Origin of the sequence: Streptomyces sp. 840.1 (assembly GCF_003751445.1) — a bacterium.
Lineage (GTDB): Bacteria > Actinomycetota > Actinomycetes > Streptomycetales > Streptomycetaceae > Streptomyces.
The window spans coordinates 218,405-237,480 of sequence record NZ_RJUU01000002.1 but is presented as its reverse complement, the minus strand read 5'-3'; the positions used below and the strand labels follow the sequence as shown (position 1 = coordinate 237,480).

The 19,076-nt window shown below is 69.0% G+C and carries 14 protein-coding genes; 7 read left to right on the top strand and 7 right to left on the bottom strand.

Translation table 11 applies throughout. From position 1 onward, the window contains the following. Positions 1–230 precede the first annotated feature (230 nt). Positions 231–1,997: a proteasome ATPase gene (gene arc / locus EDD93_RS27315; protein ID WP_123528164.1), complete on the bottom strand. Its 1,767-nt coding sequence runs from the start codon at positions 1,995–1,997 to the stop codon at positions 231–233. A 241-nt stretch (positions 1,998–2,238) separates the two neighbouring features. Here arc and EDD93_RS27305 point away from each other — a divergent pair, with 241 nt between their 5' ends. Beyond that, positions 2,239–2,550 (top strand): ferredoxin, encoded by a 312-nt coding sequence (locus tag EDD93_RS27305; RefSeq protein WP_123528163.1) that lies wholly within the window; start codon positions 2,239–2,241, stop codon positions 2,548–2,550. 67 nt (positions 2,551–2,617) lie between these two features. Here the strand turns inward: EDD93_RS27305 and EDD93_RS27300 are convergent, their stop codons facing one another. The 3 genes from EDD93_RS27300 to EDD93_RS27290 form a co-directional block, all read right to left on the bottom strand. Next, entirely contained in the window at positions 2,618–3,208 is a 591-nt protein-coding gene (locus tag EDD93_RS27300; RefSeq protein WP_123528162.1) for a hypothetical protein, read from the bottom strand. 277 nt (positions 3,209–3,485) lie between these two features. Further along, entirely contained in the window at positions 3,486–4,391 is a 906-nt protein-coding gene (locus tag EDD93_RS27295; RefSeq protein ID WP_123528161.1) for a tRNA (adenine-N1)-methyltransferase, read from the bottom strand. A 61-nt stretch (positions 4,392–4,452) separates the two neighbouring features. Then, a complete protein-coding gene (locus EDD93_RS27290) occupies positions 4,453–5,703 on the bottom strand; it encodes a site-2 protease family protein (protein ID WP_123529373.1) in 1,251 nt (416 codons plus the stop codon). A gap of 171 nt (positions 5,704–5,874) precedes the next feature. On the opposite strand from EDD93_RS27290, the gene EDD93_RS27285 reads away from it, so the two are divergent. Together EDD93_RS27285 and EDD93_RS27280 are read left to right on the top strand one after the other, a co-directional pair. Further along, complete coding sequence (locus EDD93_RS27285) at positions 5,875–6,729, top strand: PD-(D/E)XK nuclease family protein (protein ID WP_260256032.1); 855 nt, start codon at positions 5,875–5,877, stop codon at positions 6,727–6,729. An 8-nt stretch (positions 6,730–6,737) separates the two neighbouring features. After that, entirely contained in the window at positions 6,738–7,409 is a 672-nt protein-coding gene (locus EDD93_RS27280) for a response regulator transcription factor (RefSeq protein WP_123528159.1), read from the top strand. 69 nt (positions 7,410–7,478) lie between these two features. Here the strand turns inward: EDD93_RS27280 and EDD93_RS27275 are convergent, their stop codons facing one another. From EDD93_RS27275 to metH, 3 genes are all read right to left on the bottom strand, one after another. Further along, the gene (locus EDD93_RS27275; protein WP_123528158.1) at positions 7,479–9,074 is read right to left on the bottom strand and encodes an ABC transporter substrate-binding protein; all 1,596 of its coding nucleotides are present in this window, start codon (positions 9,072–9,074) and stop codon (positions 7,479–7,481) included. Between the two features lie 375 nt (positions 9,075–9,449). Continuing rightward, positions 9,450–10,151, bottom strand: a complete 702-nt coding sequence (locus EDD93_RS27270) for an HAD family phosphatase (protein ID WP_123528157.1) — start codon at positions 10,149–10,151, stop codon at positions 9,450–9,452. Positions 10,152–10,271: 120 nt separating this feature from the next. Next, positions 10,272–13,784 (bottom strand): methionine synthase, encoded by a 3,513-nt coding sequence (metH, locus tag EDD93_RS27265; RefSeq protein WP_123528156.1) that lies wholly within the window; start codon positions 13,782–13,784, stop codon positions 10,272–10,274. A 238-nt stretch (positions 13,785–14,022) separates the two neighbouring features. Here metH and EDD93_RS27260 point away from each other — a divergent pair, with 238 nt between their 5' ends. From EDD93_RS27260 to EDD93_RS27245, 4 genes are all read left to right on the top strand, one after another. Beyond that, positions 14,023–14,787: an IclR family transcriptional regulator gene (locus tag EDD93_RS27260; RefSeq protein ID WP_260255966.1), complete on the top strand. Its 765-nt coding sequence runs from the start codon at positions 14,023–14,025 to the stop codon at positions 14,785–14,787. A 240-nt stretch (positions 14,788–15,027) separates the two neighbouring features. After that, positions 15,028–15,819 (top strand): MIP/aquaporin family protein, encoded by a 792-nt coding sequence (locus EDD93_RS27255; RefSeq protein ID WP_123528154.1) that lies wholly within the window; start codon positions 15,028–15,030, stop codon positions 15,817–15,819. Positions 15,820–15,874: 55 nt separating this feature from the next. Continuing rightward, entirely contained in the window at positions 15,875–17,416 is a 1,542-nt protein-coding gene (gene glpK / locus EDD93_RS27250; protein ID WP_123528153.1) for a glycerol kinase GlpK, read from the top strand. A gap of 5 nt (positions 17,417–17,421) precedes the next feature. Next, complete coding sequence (locus EDD93_RS27245) at positions 17,422–19,035, top strand: glycerol-3-phosphate dehydrogenase/oxidase (RefSeq protein ID WP_123528152.1); 1,614 nt, start codon at positions 17,422–17,424, stop codon at positions 19,033–19,035. Positions 19,036–19,076: the final 41 nt, after the last annotated feature.

Sequence of the window (19,076 nt, the reverse complement as noted above, 5' to 3'; positions counted from 1 at the left end):
CTTGCCCGGCGGCGCTCCCTTCCGGGAGCGGCGCTCAAGTACCGCTGCTTGTCCGGTGCGTGCGCGGTTGTGCCCGTACCCGCACTGCGCGACCGGGCGGTATGCATGAGCCTAGAGCGCCTCTGTGCTGGTGGGGAGATCAATTACGTCATTGCTGCGGTGTCGTCGCAGCTGTCCGGAAAGCAACCGGCTGCGGATGCCCGGCCGGGCATCCGCAGCCGGTCTGCGTTCTACAGGTACTGCCCGGTGTTTGCCACCGTGTCGATGGAGCGTCCGGTGTCCGCGCCCTGCTTTCCGGTGACGAGTGTGCGGATGAAGACGATCCGCTCACCCTTCTTGCCGGAGATCCTGGCCCAGTCGTCCGGGTTGGTGGTGTTCGGCAGGTCCTCGTTCTCCTTGAACTCGTCCACGCATGCCTGGAGGAGGTGGGAGACGCGAAGGCCCTTCTGGCCCTGGTCGAGGAAGGCCTTGATGGCCATCTTCTTGGCCCGGTCGACGATGTTCTGGATCATCGCGCCGGAGTTGAAGTCCTTGAAGTACAGGACTTCCTTGTCGCCGTTGGCGTACGTGACCTCGAGGAAGCGGTTCTCCTCGGACTCGGTGTACATCCGCTCGACGACCGACTGGATCATGGCGTGCGCGGCGGCTTCCCTGGAGCCGGTGTTCTCGGCCAGGTCGTCGGCGTGCAGGGGCAGCGAGGGCGTGAGGTACTTCGCGAAGATGTCCTTCGCGGCCTCCGCGTCCGGGCGCTCGATCTTGATCTTCACATCGAGGCGGCCGGGTCGCAGGATCGCGGGGTCGATCATGTCCTCGCGGTTGGAGGCGCCGATCACGATGACGTTCTCCAGGCCCTCGACGCCGTCGATCTCGGCGAGCAGCTGGGGGACGATGGTGTTCTCCACGTCCGAGCTGACGCCGGATCCCCGGGTTCGGAAGAGCGACTCCATCTCGTCGAAGAAGACGATGACGGGGGTGCCCTCACTCGCCTTCTCGCGGGCACGCTGGAAGACCAGGCGGATGTGGCGCTCGGTCTCGCCGACGTACTTGTTGAGGAGTTCGGGGCCCTTGATATTGAGGAAGTAGCTCTTGCCGGTGGGCTGGCCGGTGACCTCGGCGACCTTCTTCGCGAGGGAGTTGGCGACGGCTTTGGCGATGAGTGTCTTGCCGCAGCCGGGCGGGCCGTAGAGCAGGATGCCCTTCGGTGGCCGCAGCTCGTGCTCCCGGAAGAGGTCGGGGTGCAGATAGGGGAGCTCGACCGCGTCGCGGATCAGTTCGATCTGGTCGCCCAGGCCGCCGATCTTGTCGTAGTCGATGTCCGGGACTTCTTCGAGGACGAGCTCTTCGACCTCGCTCTTGGGAACGACTTCGTAGACGTAGCCGGACCTGGGTTCGAGCAGCAGGGCGTCGCCGGGGCGGATGGTGATGTCCAGCAGCGGCTCGGCGAGCCGCACCACCCGTTCCTCGTCGGTGTGCCCGACCACCAGGGCGCGTTCGCCGTCCTCAAGGATCTCCTTGAGGGTGACGATGTCCCCGGCCCGCTCGAATTCCATGGCGTCGACCACGTTGAGCGCTTCGTTGAGCATGACTTCCTGGCCGCGCCGGAGGTCATCGAGCTCAACACTGGGACTGACGTTCACCCGGAGCTTGCGGCCCCCGGTGAAGATGTCGCAGGTGCCGTCCTCGTTGCCTTGCAGGAACACACCGAAGCCGGCCGGTGGCTGTGCCAGCCGGTCGACCTCTTCCTTGAGGGCCACGATCTGGTCGCGGGCCTCGCGGAGTGTGCTGGCGAGCCGCTCGTTCTGAGCGGACACGCCTGCGAGGTTGGTCTGGAACTCGACGATCCGCTCTTCGAGAATCCTCGTATGACGCGGAGAGTCGGCGAGCTTACGTCGCAGGACGGCGATTTCCTGCTCGAGATAGGCGACCTGGCCGGCTGGGTCATCGGACCCCCGCACGGGCCGGATGCCGCGGTTGATGTCGTCGTCGTGGGCTGCCACGGTCCTCACCTCCTCCAAGGGGAGCTGGACGCTTCCTGACCCTACCTGGGTGGGTGATGATTGAAACCCCTAGATCACAAAGACTGTGGGGTGTGTCCGATCTTCACCCTTGCGCTCTCCCTCGTGTCAGGGGAATACCCACCCTTCAACATCGGAAAGCGGCCGGTTGTATCGTCGAAGTGTTCAACACCCGTCAGGGCTGGCTTTTTTTGGTTCGGATACGCAGGAAACGGCAGGCGAAATGACCGCGCAGCAGGACGCTCCCACCGGTGGCGACACGCAGGACCTGGAGGTCTGGATCGATCAGGACCTCTGCACGGGGGACGGTATCTGTGTGCAGTACGCGCCCGAGGTCTTCGAGCTGGACATCGACGGACTGGCCTATGTGAAGAGCGACGGCGACGAGCTGCTGCAGGACAAGGGGGCCACCACCCCGGTGCCGTTGCCGCTTCTCCAGGACGTGGTCGATTCGGCCAAGGAGTGCCCCGGCGACTGCATTCATGTACGACGCGTTTCGGACAGGGTCGAGGTGTACGGTCCCGAGGCCGCCTGATCCGGCTGATCCGCCCGGATGAACCGGTCCGCAGGGCGGTGGTGGGCGGCTGTGCCGGGTGACGCCGTCAGACGTTGCCGTCGGCGGGGTCGTCGGACAGGCTGGTGCGTACGAAGGCGCCGTTCTGCCACTGCCAGGTGACCTTCTCCTGCTCGTCGGGGCAGCAGGACGGGACCGTGGGCGAGGAGTAGCCGAGGAGCGTCGCGGAGACGGTTCCGTCACTCACGGTGAAGTCTCCGACGCTCATCTTCTGGGCGGGGTCGACCAGGGTCGCGACGATTCTGGGTGCGGCCCCGCTTCCCTGTGTGAGGACGTAGACGCCGCTGGGCGGGGTGCCCGATCCGGCCGCGCAGTGGACCACCGCGACGGTCTCCGGGCGGTCGTCGCCGTCGAGGTCTCCGGGGACCTCCTTGGCGACCGTGGTGCCGACGCCGCCGCATTCCAGCGGGAAGGCCGCGCGGGCGGGGTCGGGCGGGGCCACGGGCGCCGAGCCGTGCTGCACGGCGGTGCGGTGGGGCGTGGTGGAGGCCGAGGCGGCCGTGTCGGGCTGGAGCAGTCCGGCTGCCGCGACCACGGCGGCCATGGCCGCGGCGGTGGCGAGCCAGTGCAGCGTGGTGGTGTCGGTGTGCGCGAGGTCCGGGAGCGCGGAGGTCTGCACGCGGGATGTCTCCTGTGGTTCCTTTGGTGCGGAATGCCTGAGCGGCGGTGCCGTCGGCAGGGTGTCGGCGGCGGGTGGGGAGTGGCCAGCATCGTGCCACACCTCACACATGGGCGGAACGGTGGGGTCCCCGGGGATTGCGTGCTTCCGGTGCACCGGCGGCCGGCACCGGTGCCGGCCGTTGCCCCGGTACCGGTACCGGGGCAACGAAAAGGCGCCGCCGCCGAGTTCCCGGGTCGGTCCGGGAACTCGGCGGCGGCGCGGGTGCGTTGCCGGGTCAGTCGGTGGCGGTACCGCTCTGGCTGCCCGGTCCGCTGTAGTCGTCGCCGTAGGCGCCCTTGGAGGGGCGGCGGCGGCGCGGCGGGGCCTGGACACCGTCGGCCAGCCGCCGGGCGGTGACGAGGAAGCCGGTGTGGCCGATCATCCGGTGGTCCGGGCGGACGGCGAGGCCCTCGACGTGCCAGTTGCGGATCATCGACTCCCAGGGCTGGGGTTCCGCGAAGCAGCCGATCTCGCGGATGGACTCGACCGTCCGGGAGAGCTGGGTGGTGGTGGCGACGTAGGCGCAGAGGATGCCGCCCGGGACGAGCGCCTTGGAGACGGCGTCCAGGCACTCCCAGGGCGCGAGCATGTCCAGGACCACGCGGTCGACGTCGGTCTCCGTGAGGTTGTCCTGGAGGTCTCCGACGGTGAGCTGCCAGGCGGGGTGCGGGCTGCCGAAGTAGCGCTCGACGTTCTGCTGGGCGATCTCGGCGAAGTCCTCGCGGCGCTCGTAGGAGTGCAGCATGCCCTGCTCGCCGATGGCGCGGAGCAGGAAGGTCGAGAGCGCGCCGGATCCGACGCCGGCCTCCACGACGCGGGCGCCGGGGAAGATGTCGCCGAAGGCCAGGATCTGCCCCGCGTCCTTGGGGTAGACCACGGCGGCGCCGCGGGGCATGGACAGGACGTAGTCGGGGAGCAGGGGGCGCAGCGCGAGGTAGACGACGTTCCCCGTGGTGCGGACAACACTGCCCTCGGGAGCACCGATCAGCTCGTCGTGCGAGAAAGAACCCTTGTGGGTGTGGAAGTTCTTTCCGGCTTCGAGCGTGAAGGTGTAGTGGCGTCCCTTGGGATCGGTGAGCTGGACCTGGTCCCCGACCTTGAAGGGCCCACGTCGGCGGGCGGCACCGGTCGGTTCAGACATGTGACCAGCGTACCGGTGTTTCCGTGGGCTCCGACCGCGTGTCCGGGTGCGGGCCGGGGGGTCACGCGGCGGGGCGGGCCATGGCGGCGACGAAGGCGCGTTCCACGTCGGCCGTGGACAGCACTCCGTAGATCTCGCCGGTGTCCTCGACGACGAGGTACTCGGTGGCGGGGCTGGCCTTGAGCCGGTCCAGGAGGGCTTCGCCGGCGAGTTCGGCGGAGACCTTCATGCCGTCGGTGAGGTCCTGGGCGAGGCCGCTGACGGCGACCCAGGGGCGGCGGTGTTCGGGGACGGCGACGATGGCGGCCTCGCGGACGACGGCCTTGGGTTCGCCGCTTGCGTCGACGACGACGAGGGCGCGGGCTCCGGCCTCGTTGGCGCGCCGCAGGGCTTCGGAGAGCGGGGTGGCGGCTTCGACGGGTACCGCGCGCCTGGTGAGGGCGCGGGCGCGCAGGTCGGGGAGGTGTTCGCGCAGCCGGGCCATGCGCAGGCTGTTGCCGGCTCCGGTCCAGATGATGGCGGCGAGGACCGCGGCGAGCAGGGCGTCGATGACGGTGTCCATGCCGCTGAGGCTGTCGGTGTCGTTGCCGAAGGACCCGGTGCGGGTGAGGAGGGGGAGGCCGATGAGGGTGATGACGGCCAGCGCCCGGCCGACCCAGGCGGCGGCGACGGTGCCGCTCATCGGGCGGCCGGTGATCTTCCAGACGACGGCGCGGAGCATCCGGCCGCCGTCGAGCGGGAGGCCTGGCAGCAGGTTGAAGGCGGCGACGATGAGGTTGGAGATCATGAGTCCGCCGAGAAGTACTCCGGGGACGGTGCCGCGTTCGACGTAGTTCAGCGGGATGTAGAAGACGCCGGCCAGGACGAGGGAGAGCAGCGGTCCCACGAAGGCGAGGACGAATTCGCGGCCGGGGGTCTCGGATTCCTTCTCGATCTCGGAGACGCCGCCGAAGAACTGGAGCTGGATGCGGCGTACCGGCAGTTTGTAGCGCAGTGCGACCACGGTGTGCGCGAGTTCGTGGACGAGCACGGAGGCGTAGAAGGCGATGGCGAAGAAGAGGGCGACGAGGTAGCGCGCCGCGCCGAGGCCGGGCAGGACCCGGTCGAGCTGGCCGCCGAAGACCCAGGTGATCAGCGCGGCGACCAGGAACCAGCTCGGTGCGACGTAGACGGGTACTCCGAAGGGGCGGCCCATGAGGATGCCGCCTCCGGGTTCTTCGCGGCGCGGCGGCTTCTTCCTGCCGGGGCCGGCGGCGGGGTCCGTTCCGCCTGCGCCGGGCTGCGGCCGCCCGCTGTTGCCGCTCTCGTCCACGAGGTCCCTTCGGTCGGTGCCGTCCGGCACGATGATGCAGTGTTCGGGGGTCTGTGGTCGATGGTATGCCGGTTGTTGTCAGTGGCGGGTCGTAGGGTCTTCGTCATGACCTCAGTACCGCGGCCGCCTCAGCCGCCCTCGTCCCTTTCGCCGTCGCGGGCGAGCGACTTCATGCAGTGTCCCCTGCTGTACCGGTTCCGGGTCATCGACAAGCTGCCGCAGAAGCCCAGTGAGGCGGCTACCCGGGGGACGCTCGTCCATGCGGTGCTGGAGCGCCTGTTCGACAATCCGGCGACGGAGCGGACGGCCGGCCGGGCCACGGCGCTGATCCCGGGGCAGTGGGACCGTTTGCTGGAGTCGAAGCCGGAGCTGTCGGAGCTGTTCGCGGAGGATCCGCAGGGTGAGCGGCTTTCGCGGTGGCTGTCGGAGGCGGAGCGGCTGGTGGAGCGCTGGTTCTCGCTGGAGGATCCGACGCGGCTGGAGCCGGCCGAGCGGGAGCTGTTCGTCGAGACGGAGCTGGAGTCGGGGCTGCGGCTGCGCGGGGTGATCGACCGGATCGATGTGACGCCTTCGGGCGATGTCCGGATCGTCGACTACAAGACGGGGAAGGCGCCGCGCCCGGAGTACGCGGAGGGGGCGCTGTTCCAGATGAAGTTCTACGCGCTCGTCATCTGGCGGCTGAAGGGTGTGGTACCGCGCCGTCTCCAGCTGGTCTATCTGGGCAGTGGGGACGTGCTGACGTACGACCCGGTGGTGGCGGATCTGGAGCGGGTGGAGCGCAAGCTGCTGGCTCTGTGGGAGGCGATCTCGCTCGCCACGGAGACCGGTGAGTGGCGGCCCCGGCCGACGAAGCTGTGCGGCTGGTGCGACCATCAGGCGCTCTGTCCGGAGTTCGGCGGCACTCCCCCGGTCTACCCGTTGTCGGTACGCCCGGCGGAGCCCGCGCAGGACGTGCCGGACGTGCAGGGCAGAATGGATCCGGTCCATGCTGAGGCCGGCCGGCCTGTGGCCCTTGAAGGACCTTAAGGAGAACCGTGGCTATCCGCGTCCTACTGGTCGATGACCAACCGCTGCTGCGCACCGGCTTCCGGATGATTCTGGAGGCGGAGGGCGATCTCGCGGTGGTGGGTGAGGCCGGTGACGGTCTCCAGGCTCTCGACCAGGTGCGGGCGCTGCAGCCCGATGTGGTGCTGATGGACATCCGGATGCCGCGGATGGACGGTGTGGAGGCGACGCGCCAGATCACCGGCCCCGGTAAGGACGGTCCGGCGAAGGTGCTGGTCCTCACCACGTTCGATCTCGATGAGTACGTGGTGGAGGCGCTGCGTGCCGGGGCCAGTGGCTTCCTGCTGAAGGATGCTCCGGCCAATGAGCTGGTGCAGGCGATCCGGGTGGTCGCGGGTGGCGAGGCGATGCTCGCTCCGAGCATCACGCGGCGGCTGCTGGACAAGTACGCGGATCATCTGCCGTCGGGCGAGGAGCCGGTTCCGGACACGCTCAACACGTTGACGGACCGCGAGGTGGAGGTTCTGAAGCTCGTGGCGCGCGGTCTGTCGAATGCCGAGATCGCCGCTGACCTGTTCGTCAGTGAGACGACGGTCAAGACGCATGTGGGCCATGTGCTGACGAAGCTGGGGCTGCGTGACCGGGTGCAGGCGGCGGTCTACGCCTACGAGAGCGGACTGGTGCGCCCCGGCGCCCAGTGACCCGGCGGGGCCGGGGCGCGGGGCCCGGAGTGACGGCCGGGGGGCGGCGGCCGGGGCGCTGTCCGGGGCTCAGTCGGTGCCCAGCTCCCAGAGCTGGAGGTCGGCGGAGGAGTTGACCGCCCACTCCACGCCGGTGAGGCCTTCGCGGGAGGCGACGTACTGCTTGCCCTGCCAGACCGGGAGGACCGGGACGTCCTCGGCGACGATGTCCTGGAGCTGCTTGAAGGTTTTGGCCGCGATGCTGCGGTCGGCCTCGCGGCGGGACTGCGGGATGAGCGTCTTCTGGGCGAGGGCCGACCGGTAGGGCGAGTTGAGGAAGTTGTTCTTGTCGAGGAACGGCGCCGTGTAGTTGTCCGGGTCCGGGAAGTCGGGGAACCAGCCCATGCCGTAGGCGGCGTAATCGCCGCGCAGTTCGGCCGGACGGTACTTCTGCCAGGGGGTTCCTTCGACGGACACGTCGAACAGGCCCGTGTCGTTGAGCTGCCTCCGCAGGGTCCTGAACTCGGCGGCGGTCGCGTCGCCGTAGTGGTCGGTCGTGTAGTGGAGGGTGAACTTCACCGGGGTGTGGATTCCGGCGTCCTTCAGGATCGCCGCGGCCTTGGCCGTGCTGGGCTCGCCGTACTTGTTGAAGAACGAGTTGGTGTGTCCGGCGATGCTGGACGGGATGAGCGAGTACAGCGGTTCGGCCGTGGTGCCGTACACCTCGCTCGCGATCTGGCCCCGGTCGATGACCTGGGCCATGGCCTGGCGGACGGCCTTGTTCTTCACGGCGGGGTCGTGGGTGTCGAATCCGATGTAGCTGATGGCGAGGCCGGGCATCTCGGTCAGCTTGATGCCGTCCTTGGGGTGCTCCAGCATCTTCTGCGACTGCTTCGGCGACATGGTTCGGGTCATCATGTCGATCTTCTTCTCGTCGAGCGCCTTGCCCATGGCGGCGGCGTCGGGGAAGAGATCCAGTTCGACCTTGTCGTTCAGCACCTTGAGATCTCCCCGGTAGCGGGGATTCTTTGTGAAGACGACTTTCACGACCTGATTGTTCTTCACTTCCGGCTTCATCGTGTACGGACCGGAGCCGTCCACCTGGAATCCGTCGCGTGCCGAGGCCGCCGGGTATTTGGCGGGCTGGATTATTCCGGCGGACGGGGTGGCGAGCTTGTAGGGGAAGGTCGCGTCCGAGGTCCGGAGGTGGAATATGACCTCGCGGTCGCCCTTGGTCTCGACGGTGTCGATGTTGTCGAGCAGGGCGACGGGTCCATTGGTGGACTTGATGCGGATGACGCGGTCGATGGAGTACTTGACGTCCTCGGCGGTGACCGCGCTGCCGTCGGCGAATTCGAGGCCGCCGCGCAGCTTGCAGCGGTAGCTCTCGTTGGCCGTGTCGGTGAAGGAGCAGCTCTCGGCGGCCTCGGGCACCGGCTCGCCGCCGCCGCGCGGGATGTGCGTCAGGGTCTGCACGGTCTGCCGCAGGACGTTCCAGACGCCCGCCTCGTAGCCGACGGCCGGGTCGAGTGGTGCGGGGGCGTCCTTCGAGCCGACGAACCGGTCCGTGGTGCCGACAACGATGGCGCCGCCACCATCGCTCCCACCGTCCGTCGCGCCGCACGCGGCGAGTACGGGCGCGAGCAGGCCGACGACGGCCGGCAGCACCAGTGTCTTGCGGTTCATCCTGGACGTTCTCCCTCATGCGGTCATGGAGAAAACGACATTAGTAGGCACCACCGGCAATGCCGGACCGGATCCGTCCGGTGCGTAATGGAGTGGTGACGGGAATGTGTGGAGCGCTGTTCACCGGCTGCCGGAATGATTCGTACAGGCATTCACGAACCGGGACACTTGGGTACGTCAAACCGGGCAGCCGGGCGAAACTCCCGAACACATTGGCGGCCATTCGGGTGACGAAGGTCACTTACTCAAGGGATCGATGAAGACTTCAGGGTATTGACATGCACCCGACTTACTTACACGCGAGTGCGACAGAATACGCACGTCCGACGCAGAGAGATTTTCCATTCATTCACAGAAGCACTCCCGGTGTACGGCTCAATGCATTCCCGTGACCAGGCCCCTGAGAAATGCGAGATCGACTTCTTCGAGAGAAGTCACGACGACGCGGCCGGGGGCGGGTGCGATCGGTGACACCGACGGCACGGCGACCACCCGGCACCCGGCGGCCTCCGCCGCGGCGACTCCGGTCGCCGTGTCCTCGATGACCGCGCAGAACCGGGGGTCGGCCCCGAAGCCTGCGGCGGCGGCGAGATACGGCTCCGGGTGCGGCTTCGTCCGGGTGACCTCGTCGCCCGCGACGGTCAGTGCGAAGTGATGGTGCCCCACGGAGTCCAGCACCCGGTCGATGATCCGCCGGTGCGAGGCCGAGACCAGGGCGGTGGGGATCCGGTGTCTGCCCAGCTCGGCCAGGAGCCGGGCCGCTCCGGGCATCAGGGGCACCCCGAGGCCGATGCGCTTCTCGAAGCGGTCGTTGAGCAGCACGGTCACCTCCGGGAGGGTGATGTCGGCGCCGGTGGCTTCGATCAGGTACCCGGCGCTGCGGGTCATCGGGCCGCCGACGACCACTTCACGCCAGGACTCCTCCAGCGTGTGCCCGAGGTCGGCGAAGACCTCCTTCTCGACGTCCCACCAGAAGCCCTCGGTGTCGACCAGGGTGCCGTCCATGTCGAGGAGCACGGCCTGCAGGGCCGCACCCTCTGCCGTACGGGTCAGGGACGCGGGAATCGTACTGGTCATCCGGCACACCTTTCATGAGGGGCGAGAAGGCCGGTCACCGTTCCCCCGAGGAACGGTGACCGGCCTGCACTGGACCGACCAGTGTACGACTCGTCCGGCTACCACGCGTTGAACAGTGCCTTACCGCGCGTTGAAGTACTTCGCCTCCGGGTGGTGGATGACGATCGCGTCGGTGGACTGCTCCGGGTGGAGCTGGAACTCCTCGGACAGGTGCACGCCGATCCGCTCGGGCTGGAGCAGGTCGGCGATCTTGGCCCGGTCCTCCAGGTCCGGGCAGGCGCCGTAGCCGAGGGAGAATCGCGCGCCGCGGTACTTCAGCGCGAACATGTCCTCTACGTCGGCCGGGTCCTCGCCCGCGAAGCCGAGCTCCGAGCGGACCCGGGCGTGCCAGTACTCGGCGAGGGCCTCGGCCAGCTGGACGGAGAGGCCGTGCAGCTCCAGGTAGTCGCGGTAGGCGTTGGCCTCGAAGAGCTTGGCGGTCTCGCCGCCGATCCGCGATCCGACGGTGACGACCTGGAGGCCGATGACGTCCGTCTCGCCGGACTCCTCGGGGCGGAAGAAGTCGGCGAGGCAGAGGCGGCGGCCGCGGCGCTGGCGCGGGAAGGTGAAGCGGGTGCGCTCCGAGCCGTCCTCGTGCAGCAGGATCAGGTCGTCGCCCTTGGAGACGCAGGGGAAGTAGCCGTAGACGACGGCCGCTTCCAGCAGGTTCTCGGTGTGCAGCTTGTCGAGCCAGCCCCGCAGGTGCGGCCGGCCCTCGGTCTCGACCAGCTCCTCGTACGTGGGTCCGTCGCCGGCGCGGGCCTGCTTGAGGCCCCACTGGCCCTTGAAGAGTGCGCCCTCGTCGAGCCAGGAGGCGTACTCCTTGAGCTGGATGCCCTTGACGACCCGGGTGCCCCAGAACGGGGGCTCGGGGACGGGGTTGGTGACCGAGACGTCGGAACGCACGCCCTCCTCCGGCTCCTCGACCTCCAGCACGGCCGCCTCGCGCTTGGGCACCCGGCGCTGTTTGAGCTCGGGCAGGACGGCACCCGGAACGCCGCGCTTGACCCCGATGAGCGCGTCCATCAGCCGCAGGCCCTCGAAGGCGTCCCGGGCGTAGCGGACCTCGCCCTCGTAGATCTCGTGGAGGTCCTGTTCGACGTAGGCGCGGGTCAGGGCGGCGCCGCCCAGGATGACCGGGTACTCGGCGGCCAGCTTGCGCTGGTTGAGCTCCTGGAGGTTCTCCTTCATGATCACGGTGGACTTGACCAGGAGGCCGGACATGCCGATGACGTCGGCGCGGTTCTCCTCGGCGGCTTCCAGGATCGCGGAGACGGGCTGCTTGATGCCGATGTTGACGACGTTGTAGCCGTTGTTGGACAGGATGATGTCGACGAGGTTCTTGCCGATGTCGTGGACGTCGCCGCGGACGGTGGCCAGCACGATGGTGCCCTTGCCCTCGGCGTCCGACTTCTCCATGTGCGGCTCCAGATGGGCCACCGCGGTCTTCATGACCTCGGCTGACTGGAGCACGAAGGGCAACTGCATCTGGCCGGAGCCGAACAGCTCGCCGACGACCTTCATGCCCTCCAGCAGGGTGTCGTTGACGATGTCGAGCGCGGGACGCGTCTGCAGGGCCTCGTCGAGGTCGGCCTCCAGCCCCTTCTTCTCGCCGTCGATGATCCGGCGCTGAAGCCGCTCGTCCAGAGGCAGCGCGAGGAGCTCCTCGGCCTTGCCCTCCTTCATCGACTTCATGTTGACGCCCTCGAAGAGCTCCATGAGCCGCTGCAGCGGGTCGTAGTCCTCGGCGCGGCGGTCGTAGATCAGGTCGTGGGCGACCTTGACCTGCTCCTCGTCCAGCCGCGCGATCGGCAGGATCTTCGACGCGTGCACGATCGCGGAGTCCAGCCCCGCCTTCACACACTCGTCGAGGAAGACCGAGTTCAGGACGACGCGGGCCGCCGGGTTGAGACCGAAGGAGATGTTGGACAGGCCGAGGGTGGTCTGGACGTCGGGGTGGCGCTTCTTCAGCTCACGGATCGCCCCGATCGTGGCGATGCCGTCCTTGCGCGACTCCTCCTGCCCGGTGCAGATGGTGAAGGTCAGGCAGTCGATGAGGATGTCCGACTCGTGAATGCCCCAGTTGCCCGTGAGGTCCTCGATGAGCCGCTCCGCGATGGCCACCTTGTGCTCGACGGTACGGGCCTGGCCCTCCTCGTCGATGGTCAGGGCGATCAGCGCCGCACCGTGCTCGGCGGCCAGCTGCGTCACCTTCACGAAGCGCGACTCGGGCCCGTCACCGTCCTCGTAGTTCACCGAGTTCAGGACCGCGCGCCCGCCGAGCTTCTCCAGGCCGGCCCGCAGCACGGGCAGCTCGGTGGAGTCCAGCACGATCGGCAGCGTGGAGGCGGTCGCGAACCGTCCGGCCAGCTCCGCCATGTCCGCGACCCCGTCGCGCCCCACGTAGTCGACGCAGAGATCGAGCAGGTGCGCGCCCTCGCGGATCTGGTCACGCGCCATCTCCACACAGTCGTCCCACCGCGCCTCCAGCATCGCCTCACGGAACTTCTTCGACCCATTCGCGTTCGTCCGCTCACCGATGGCGAGGTACGAGGTGTCCTGCCGGAAGGGCACGGTCTGGTAGAGCGAGGCGGCGCCGGGCTCGGGCCGCGGGTCGCGGACCGCGGGGGTGAGGCCACGGGCCCGCTCGACGACCTGGCGCAGATGCTCGGGCGTCGTACCGCAGCAGCCGCCGATCAGGGACAGGCCGTAGTCGCTGACGAAGGTCTCCTGCGCGTCCGCCAGCCCCTCGGGGCCGAGCGGGAAGTGCGCCCCGTCCTTGGTCAGCACGGGCAGACCGGCGTTCGGCATGCACATCAGCGGTGTACGCGAGTGCTGGGCCAGATAGCGCAGGTGCTCGCTCATCTCGTCCGGGCCCGTCGAGCAGTTCAGCCCGATCAGGTCGATGCCGAGCGGCTCGAGGGCGGTCAGCGCGGCGCCGATCTCGGAGCCGAGCAGCATGACGCCGGTCGTCTCGAAGGCGAGCGAGCAGATCAGCGGCACGTCGATACCCAGTGCGTCCATCGCCCGGCGCGCGCCGATCAGGCTGGACTTCGTCTGCAGCAGGTCCTGCGTGGTCTCCACGATCAGGGCGTCCGCGCCGCCGGCGAGCAGGCCCTCCGCGTTCTGCTGGTAGCCGTCCCGCAGCACGTCGTACGCGATGTGACCGAGCGAGGGCAGCTTGGTGCCGGGCCCCACGGAGCCGAGGACCCAGCGCTGGCGGCCGTCCTTCGCGGTGAACTCGTCGGCGACCTCGCGGGCGATACGGGCACCCGACTCGGACAGTTCGACGATCCGGTCGGCGATCTCGTACTCGTTCGCCGCCGAGTGGTTGGCGCCGAAGGTGTTCGTCTCCACACAGTCCACGCCGACCGCGAAGTACTCCTCATGCACGGAGCGCACGATGTCGGGGCGCGTGAGGTTCAGGATCTCGTTGCAGCCCTCGAGGTTCTCGAAGTCCTCGAGCGTGGGGTCCTGGGCCTGCAGCATGGTGCCCATGGCACCGTCGGCGACCACCACTCGGGTGGCGAGCGCCTCACGGAGCGCTGCGGTCCGGGTCCTGCTGTCGGCTGAAGGGGTCGGCGACGGGGCCATGGATGTACTCCCTGGGATGCGACGGCTGTCGGCTTTGCGGCTTCGGCGGAAGGCGCACCTGGCCAGCCTAGCCGGGCGACGTCCCGGGCCGTGACTCCGTCCACGAATCGGACTGCATGCTGTTCCGGGGGCCGTCCGGACCGGCGGGGTGCCGCAGACTTCTCCTGCGATCGAGCACCGGTCGGCATCGACCGATAGTGTTCAGCATTGTCGAACCACAGTGGAGGAGTACGGCGCGATGGCCAAGAACATCCAGTCGCTGGAACGGGCGGCCGCGATGCTGCGACTGCTGGCGGGCGGCGAACGGCGACTGGGGCTCTCCGACATCGCCTCGTCGCTGGGCCTGGCCAAGGGCACCGCCCACGGCATCCTGCGCACGCTCCAGCACGAGGGCTTCGTCGAGCAGGACGCAGCCTCCGGCCGCTACCAGCTCGGCGCCGAGCTGCTGCGCCTGGGCAACAGCTATCTGGACGTCCACGAGCTGCGGGCCCGCGCACTGGTCTGGACGGACGACCTGGCCAGGTCCAGCGGCGAGAGCGCCCATCTGGGCGTCCTGCACCAGCGGGGCGTCCTGATCGTCCACCACGTGTTCCGGCCCGACGACAGCCGGCAGGTCCTGGAGGTCGGGGCCATGCAGCCGCTCCACTCGACGGCCCTGGGCAAGGTGCTGTCGGCGTACGACCCGGTGGCGCACACGGAGGCCATGGAGGCCGAACGGCAGTCGTTCACGCCCCGCACGGTCACCGATCCGCAGGAGTTCGAGTCGATGCTCGACCTGATCCGCGCGCGTGGCTGGGCGGCCGACATGGAGGAGACCTGGGAGGGCGTCGCCTCGGTGGCCGCACCCATCCACGACCGGCGCCGGATGCCGGTGGGCGCCGTCGCGGTGACCGGTGCGGTGGAACGGGTCTGCACGGACGGCGGACTGCGGCCCGACCTGGTCGCGGCGGTACGGGACTGCGCCCGCGCGGTCTCCCGCGACCTGGGCGCCAGGCGCTTCTGAGCCGCGTGCGCGATCATCGGTTACGGGTCCCGCAATCGAGTTGTAGGCCACAGACCCCTTGACGCCCCATTCACCTGGGAGAAACACTGCCGTGCACCGGTCGGCATTGTCGAACACTAAACGGAAACAAGCGTTAAGGTATGACAAGTGCCTAGGGCCGGTAACGCCCTTACATGAGGGCGCGGACCACCGGAGGGACCCGGGGTTCGGCTTCCTGGACGAAGGACAAAGGAGTCGCGGGTGTCCAGCTCCGACATCTTCATCGGCGAGACCATCGGTACCGCCATACTCATCCTGCTCGGCGCCGGTGTCTGTGCCGCCGTCACGCTCAAGCACTCGAAGGCGCAGAACGCCGGCTGGCTCGCGATCAGCTTCGGCTGGGGCTTCGCGGTCCTGACCGGCGCGTACATCGCGGGCGGCGTGTCCGGCGCACACCTCAACCCCGCCGTCACCATCGGCCTGGCGATCGAGGGCGGAACCAAGTGGAGCGACGTACCGCTCTACCTCGGCTCGCAGCTCCTGGGCGCGATGATCGGCGCGGTGCTGGTCTGGCTGGCCTACTACGGACAGTTCCGGGCGCACCTCACCGATCCCGAGGTCCTGAAGGCCCATACGGGTGACGAGGGCATGGTCGACCAGGCCGCTGCCCCCAAGGCCGGACCGGTGCTCGGTGTCTTCTCGACGGGCCCGGAGATCCGCAACGTCGTGCAGAACGTCGTCACCGAGGTCATCGCCACGGTCGTGCTGGTCCTGGCGATCCTCACCCAGGGCCTGAACGACAAGGGCAACGGCCTCGGCGCACTCGGCGCGCTGATCACCGCCCTGGTCGTCGTCGGCATCGGCCTGTCGCTCGGCGGGCCGACGGGCTACGCGATCAACCCGGTCCGCGACCTCGGGCCGCGCATCGTGCACGCGCTGCTTCCGCTGCCGAACAAGGGCGGTTCCGACTGGGGCTACGCCTGGATCCCGGTCGTCGGCCCCCTGATCGGCGGCGCGCTCGCGGGCGGGCTCTACAACCTCGCCTTCGCGTGAGACACCGGGCCCAGAGCCGTAACCCCAAGACCTCACAGACCTCCGGGAGCACACCGTGACCGACGCACACACCACCGGCACCCACGGAACCGGGCCGTTCATCGCGGCCATCGACCAGGGCACCACCTCCAGCCGCTGCATCGTCTTCGACAAGGACGGCCGGATCGTCTCCGTCGACCAGAAGGAGCACGAGCAGATCCTGCCGAAGCCGGGCTGGGTCGAGCACGACGCGACCGAGATCTGGGAGAACGTCCAGGAGGTCGTGGCCGGCGCCATCGTCAAGGCGGGCATCACCGCCGCCGACGTGAAGGCCATCGGCATCACCAATCAGCGCGAGACCACGCTGATGTGGGACAAGAACACCGGCGAGCCCGTCCACAACGCCCTCGTCTGGCAGGACACGCGCACCGACGCGCTCTGCCGGGAGCTCGGCCGCAACGTGGGCCAGGACCGCTTCCGCCGTGAGACGGGCCTGCCGCTCGCCTCGTACTTCGCCGGGCCCAAGGTCCGCTGGCTGCTCGACAACGTCGAGGGGCTGCGCGAGCGGGCCGAGCGGGGCGACATCCTCTTCGGCACCATGGACTCCTGGGTCATCTGGAACCTGACCGGCGGCACCGACGGCGGCGTGCACGTCACCGACGTCACCAACGCCTCCCGCACGCTCCTGATGAACCTGCACAAGATGGCGTGGGACGACAAGATCCTCTCCTCCATCGGCATCCCGGCCGCGGTGCTGCCCGAGATCCGGTCCTCGGCCGAGGTCTACGGCCACGCCAAGGGCGGCGTGCTCGACGGCGTGCCCGTCGCCTCGGCGCTCGGTGACCAGCAGGCCGCGCTGTTCGGCCAGACCTGCTACTCCGAGGGCGAGGCGAAGTCCACCTACGGCACCGGCACGTTCATGCTGATGAACACCGGTGAGACGCCCGTCAACTCCTACAACGGGCTGCTGACCACGGTCGGCTACCAGATCGGCGACCAGAAGCCGGTCTACGCCCTGGAGGGGTCGATCGCCGTCACCGGTTCGCTGGTGCAGTGGATGCGCGACCAGATGGGCCTGATCCAGTCCGCGGCCGAGATCGAGACCCTGGCCTCGTCGGTCGAGGACAACGGCGGCGCGTACTTCGTGCCCGCCTTCTCCGGCCTGTTCGCCCCGTACTGGCGCCCCGACGCCCGCGGCGTCATCGCCGGTCTCACCCGCTACGTCACCAAGGCGCACATCGCCCGTGCCGTGCTGGAGGCAACCGCCTGGCAGACGCGTGAGATCAGCGACGCCATGACCAAGGACTCCGGCGTCGAGCTGACCGCGCTCAAGGTCGACGGCGGCATGACCTCCAACAACCTGCTGATGCAGACCCTCGCCGACTTCCTGGACGCACCCGTGGTGCGGCCCATGGTCGCCGAGACCACCTGCCTCGGCGCCGCCTACGCCGCCGGCCTCGCCGTCGGCTTCTGGCCGGACACCGACGCGCTGCGCGCCAACTGGCGCCGGGCCGCCGAGTGGACCCCCCGCATGGACGCGGAGACCCGCGACCGCGAGTACAAGAGCTGGCTCAAGGCCGTACAGCGGACCATGGACTGGCTCGAGGACGAGGAGTAAGAAACATGACCACCCTGCAGAGCGTCCCCGCCCTCGGGACGCATCCGGCCTCCGGCTCCCTTCCGAGCCGCGCCGAGACCCGGGAGCAGCTTTCCAAGGCGACGTACGACCTCCTGGTGATCGGCGGCGGCATCCTGGGCATCTCCACCGCCTGGCACGCCGCGCAGTCCGGGCTGCGGGTGGCCCTGGTGGACGCCGGCGACTTCGCCGGTGCCACCTCCTCCGCCTCGTCCAAGCTGCTCCACGGCGGTCTGCGCTACCTCCAGACCGGTGCGGTGAAGCTGGTGGCGGAGAACCACTTCGAGCGGCGTGCGGTCTCCCGTCAGGTCGCACCGCACCTCGCCAACCCGCTCACCTTCTACCTGCCGGTCTACAAGGGCGGGCCGCACGGCGCGGCCAAGCTCGGCGCGGGCGTGTTCGCGTACTCGGCGCTCTCCGCGTTCGGTGACGGCGTCGGCCATGTGATCAGCCCGGCGAAGGCGCAGCGCGACGTGCCGGAGCTGCGGACCGACAACCTGAAGGCCGTCGCGGTCTACGGCGACGACCAGATGAACGACGCGCGGATGGCGCTGATGACGGTCCGCGCGGCCGTCGAGGCGGGCGCCGCCGTGCTCAACCACGCCGCGGTGACCGGGCTCCGCTTCACCCGGGGCCGGGTGACCGGTGCGGATCTGCGGGACGCCGTGGACGGTACGGAGTTCGGGATCAACGCCCGTCTGGTGCTGAACGCCACCGGGCCGTGGGTCGACCACCTGCGCAAGATGGAGAACCCGGACGCGGCGCCTTCCATACGCCTGTCCAAGGGCGCGCACCTGGTCCTGAAGCGCACCCGGCCGTGGAAGGCCGCCCTCGCCACCCCGATCGACAAGTACCGCATCACGTTCGCCCTGCCGTGGGAGGACATGCTGCTGCTCGGTACGACGGACGAGGAGTACGAGGGCGATCCGGCGGATGTCTCGGTCACCGAGAAGGACACCGCGCAGATCCTGGACGAGGCGGCGTTCTCGGTCCGGGACCAGCAGCTGTCGCGCGATCTGATCACGTACTCCTTCGCGGGTCTGCGGGTGCTGCCGGGCGGCCCAGGGGGCACCGCCAAGGCCAAGCGCGAGACGGTCGTGACGGAGGGCCGGGGCGGGATGCTCTCGGTCGCGGGCGGCAAGTGGACGACGTTCCGCCACATCGGCCGGACGGTGATGAACAAGCTGGCCGCGCTCCCCGGGCACCCGCTGGCCGAGGACATGGAGCCGATGGCCCGGCTGCCGAAGAAGCTGCCGCTGCCCGGTATCGCCAACCCGAACGCGGTGGCGCACCGGCTGCTCGTCGACGGCGGTGCGCCGGGGCCGCGGATGTCCGCCGACACGGCACGGCATCTGGCCACGCACTACGGTTCGCTGTCCTTCGACATCGCCCGGCTGGCCAACGAGGACCCGGCGCTCGCCGCGCGCATCCACCCGGACGCGCCGGAGATCTGGGCACAGGTCGCCTACGCGCGCGACCACGAGTGGGCCGAGACGGCGGACGACGTGCTGCGGCGCCGCACGACGCTGACGATCCGGGGTCTGGCCACGGACGAGATCCGGGCCGGCGTGGAGTCCGTGCTCGGCGGCCGCAGGAGCTGAGCCGCGAGGAGGGGGCGGTGTCCATCCGTGGACGCCGCCCC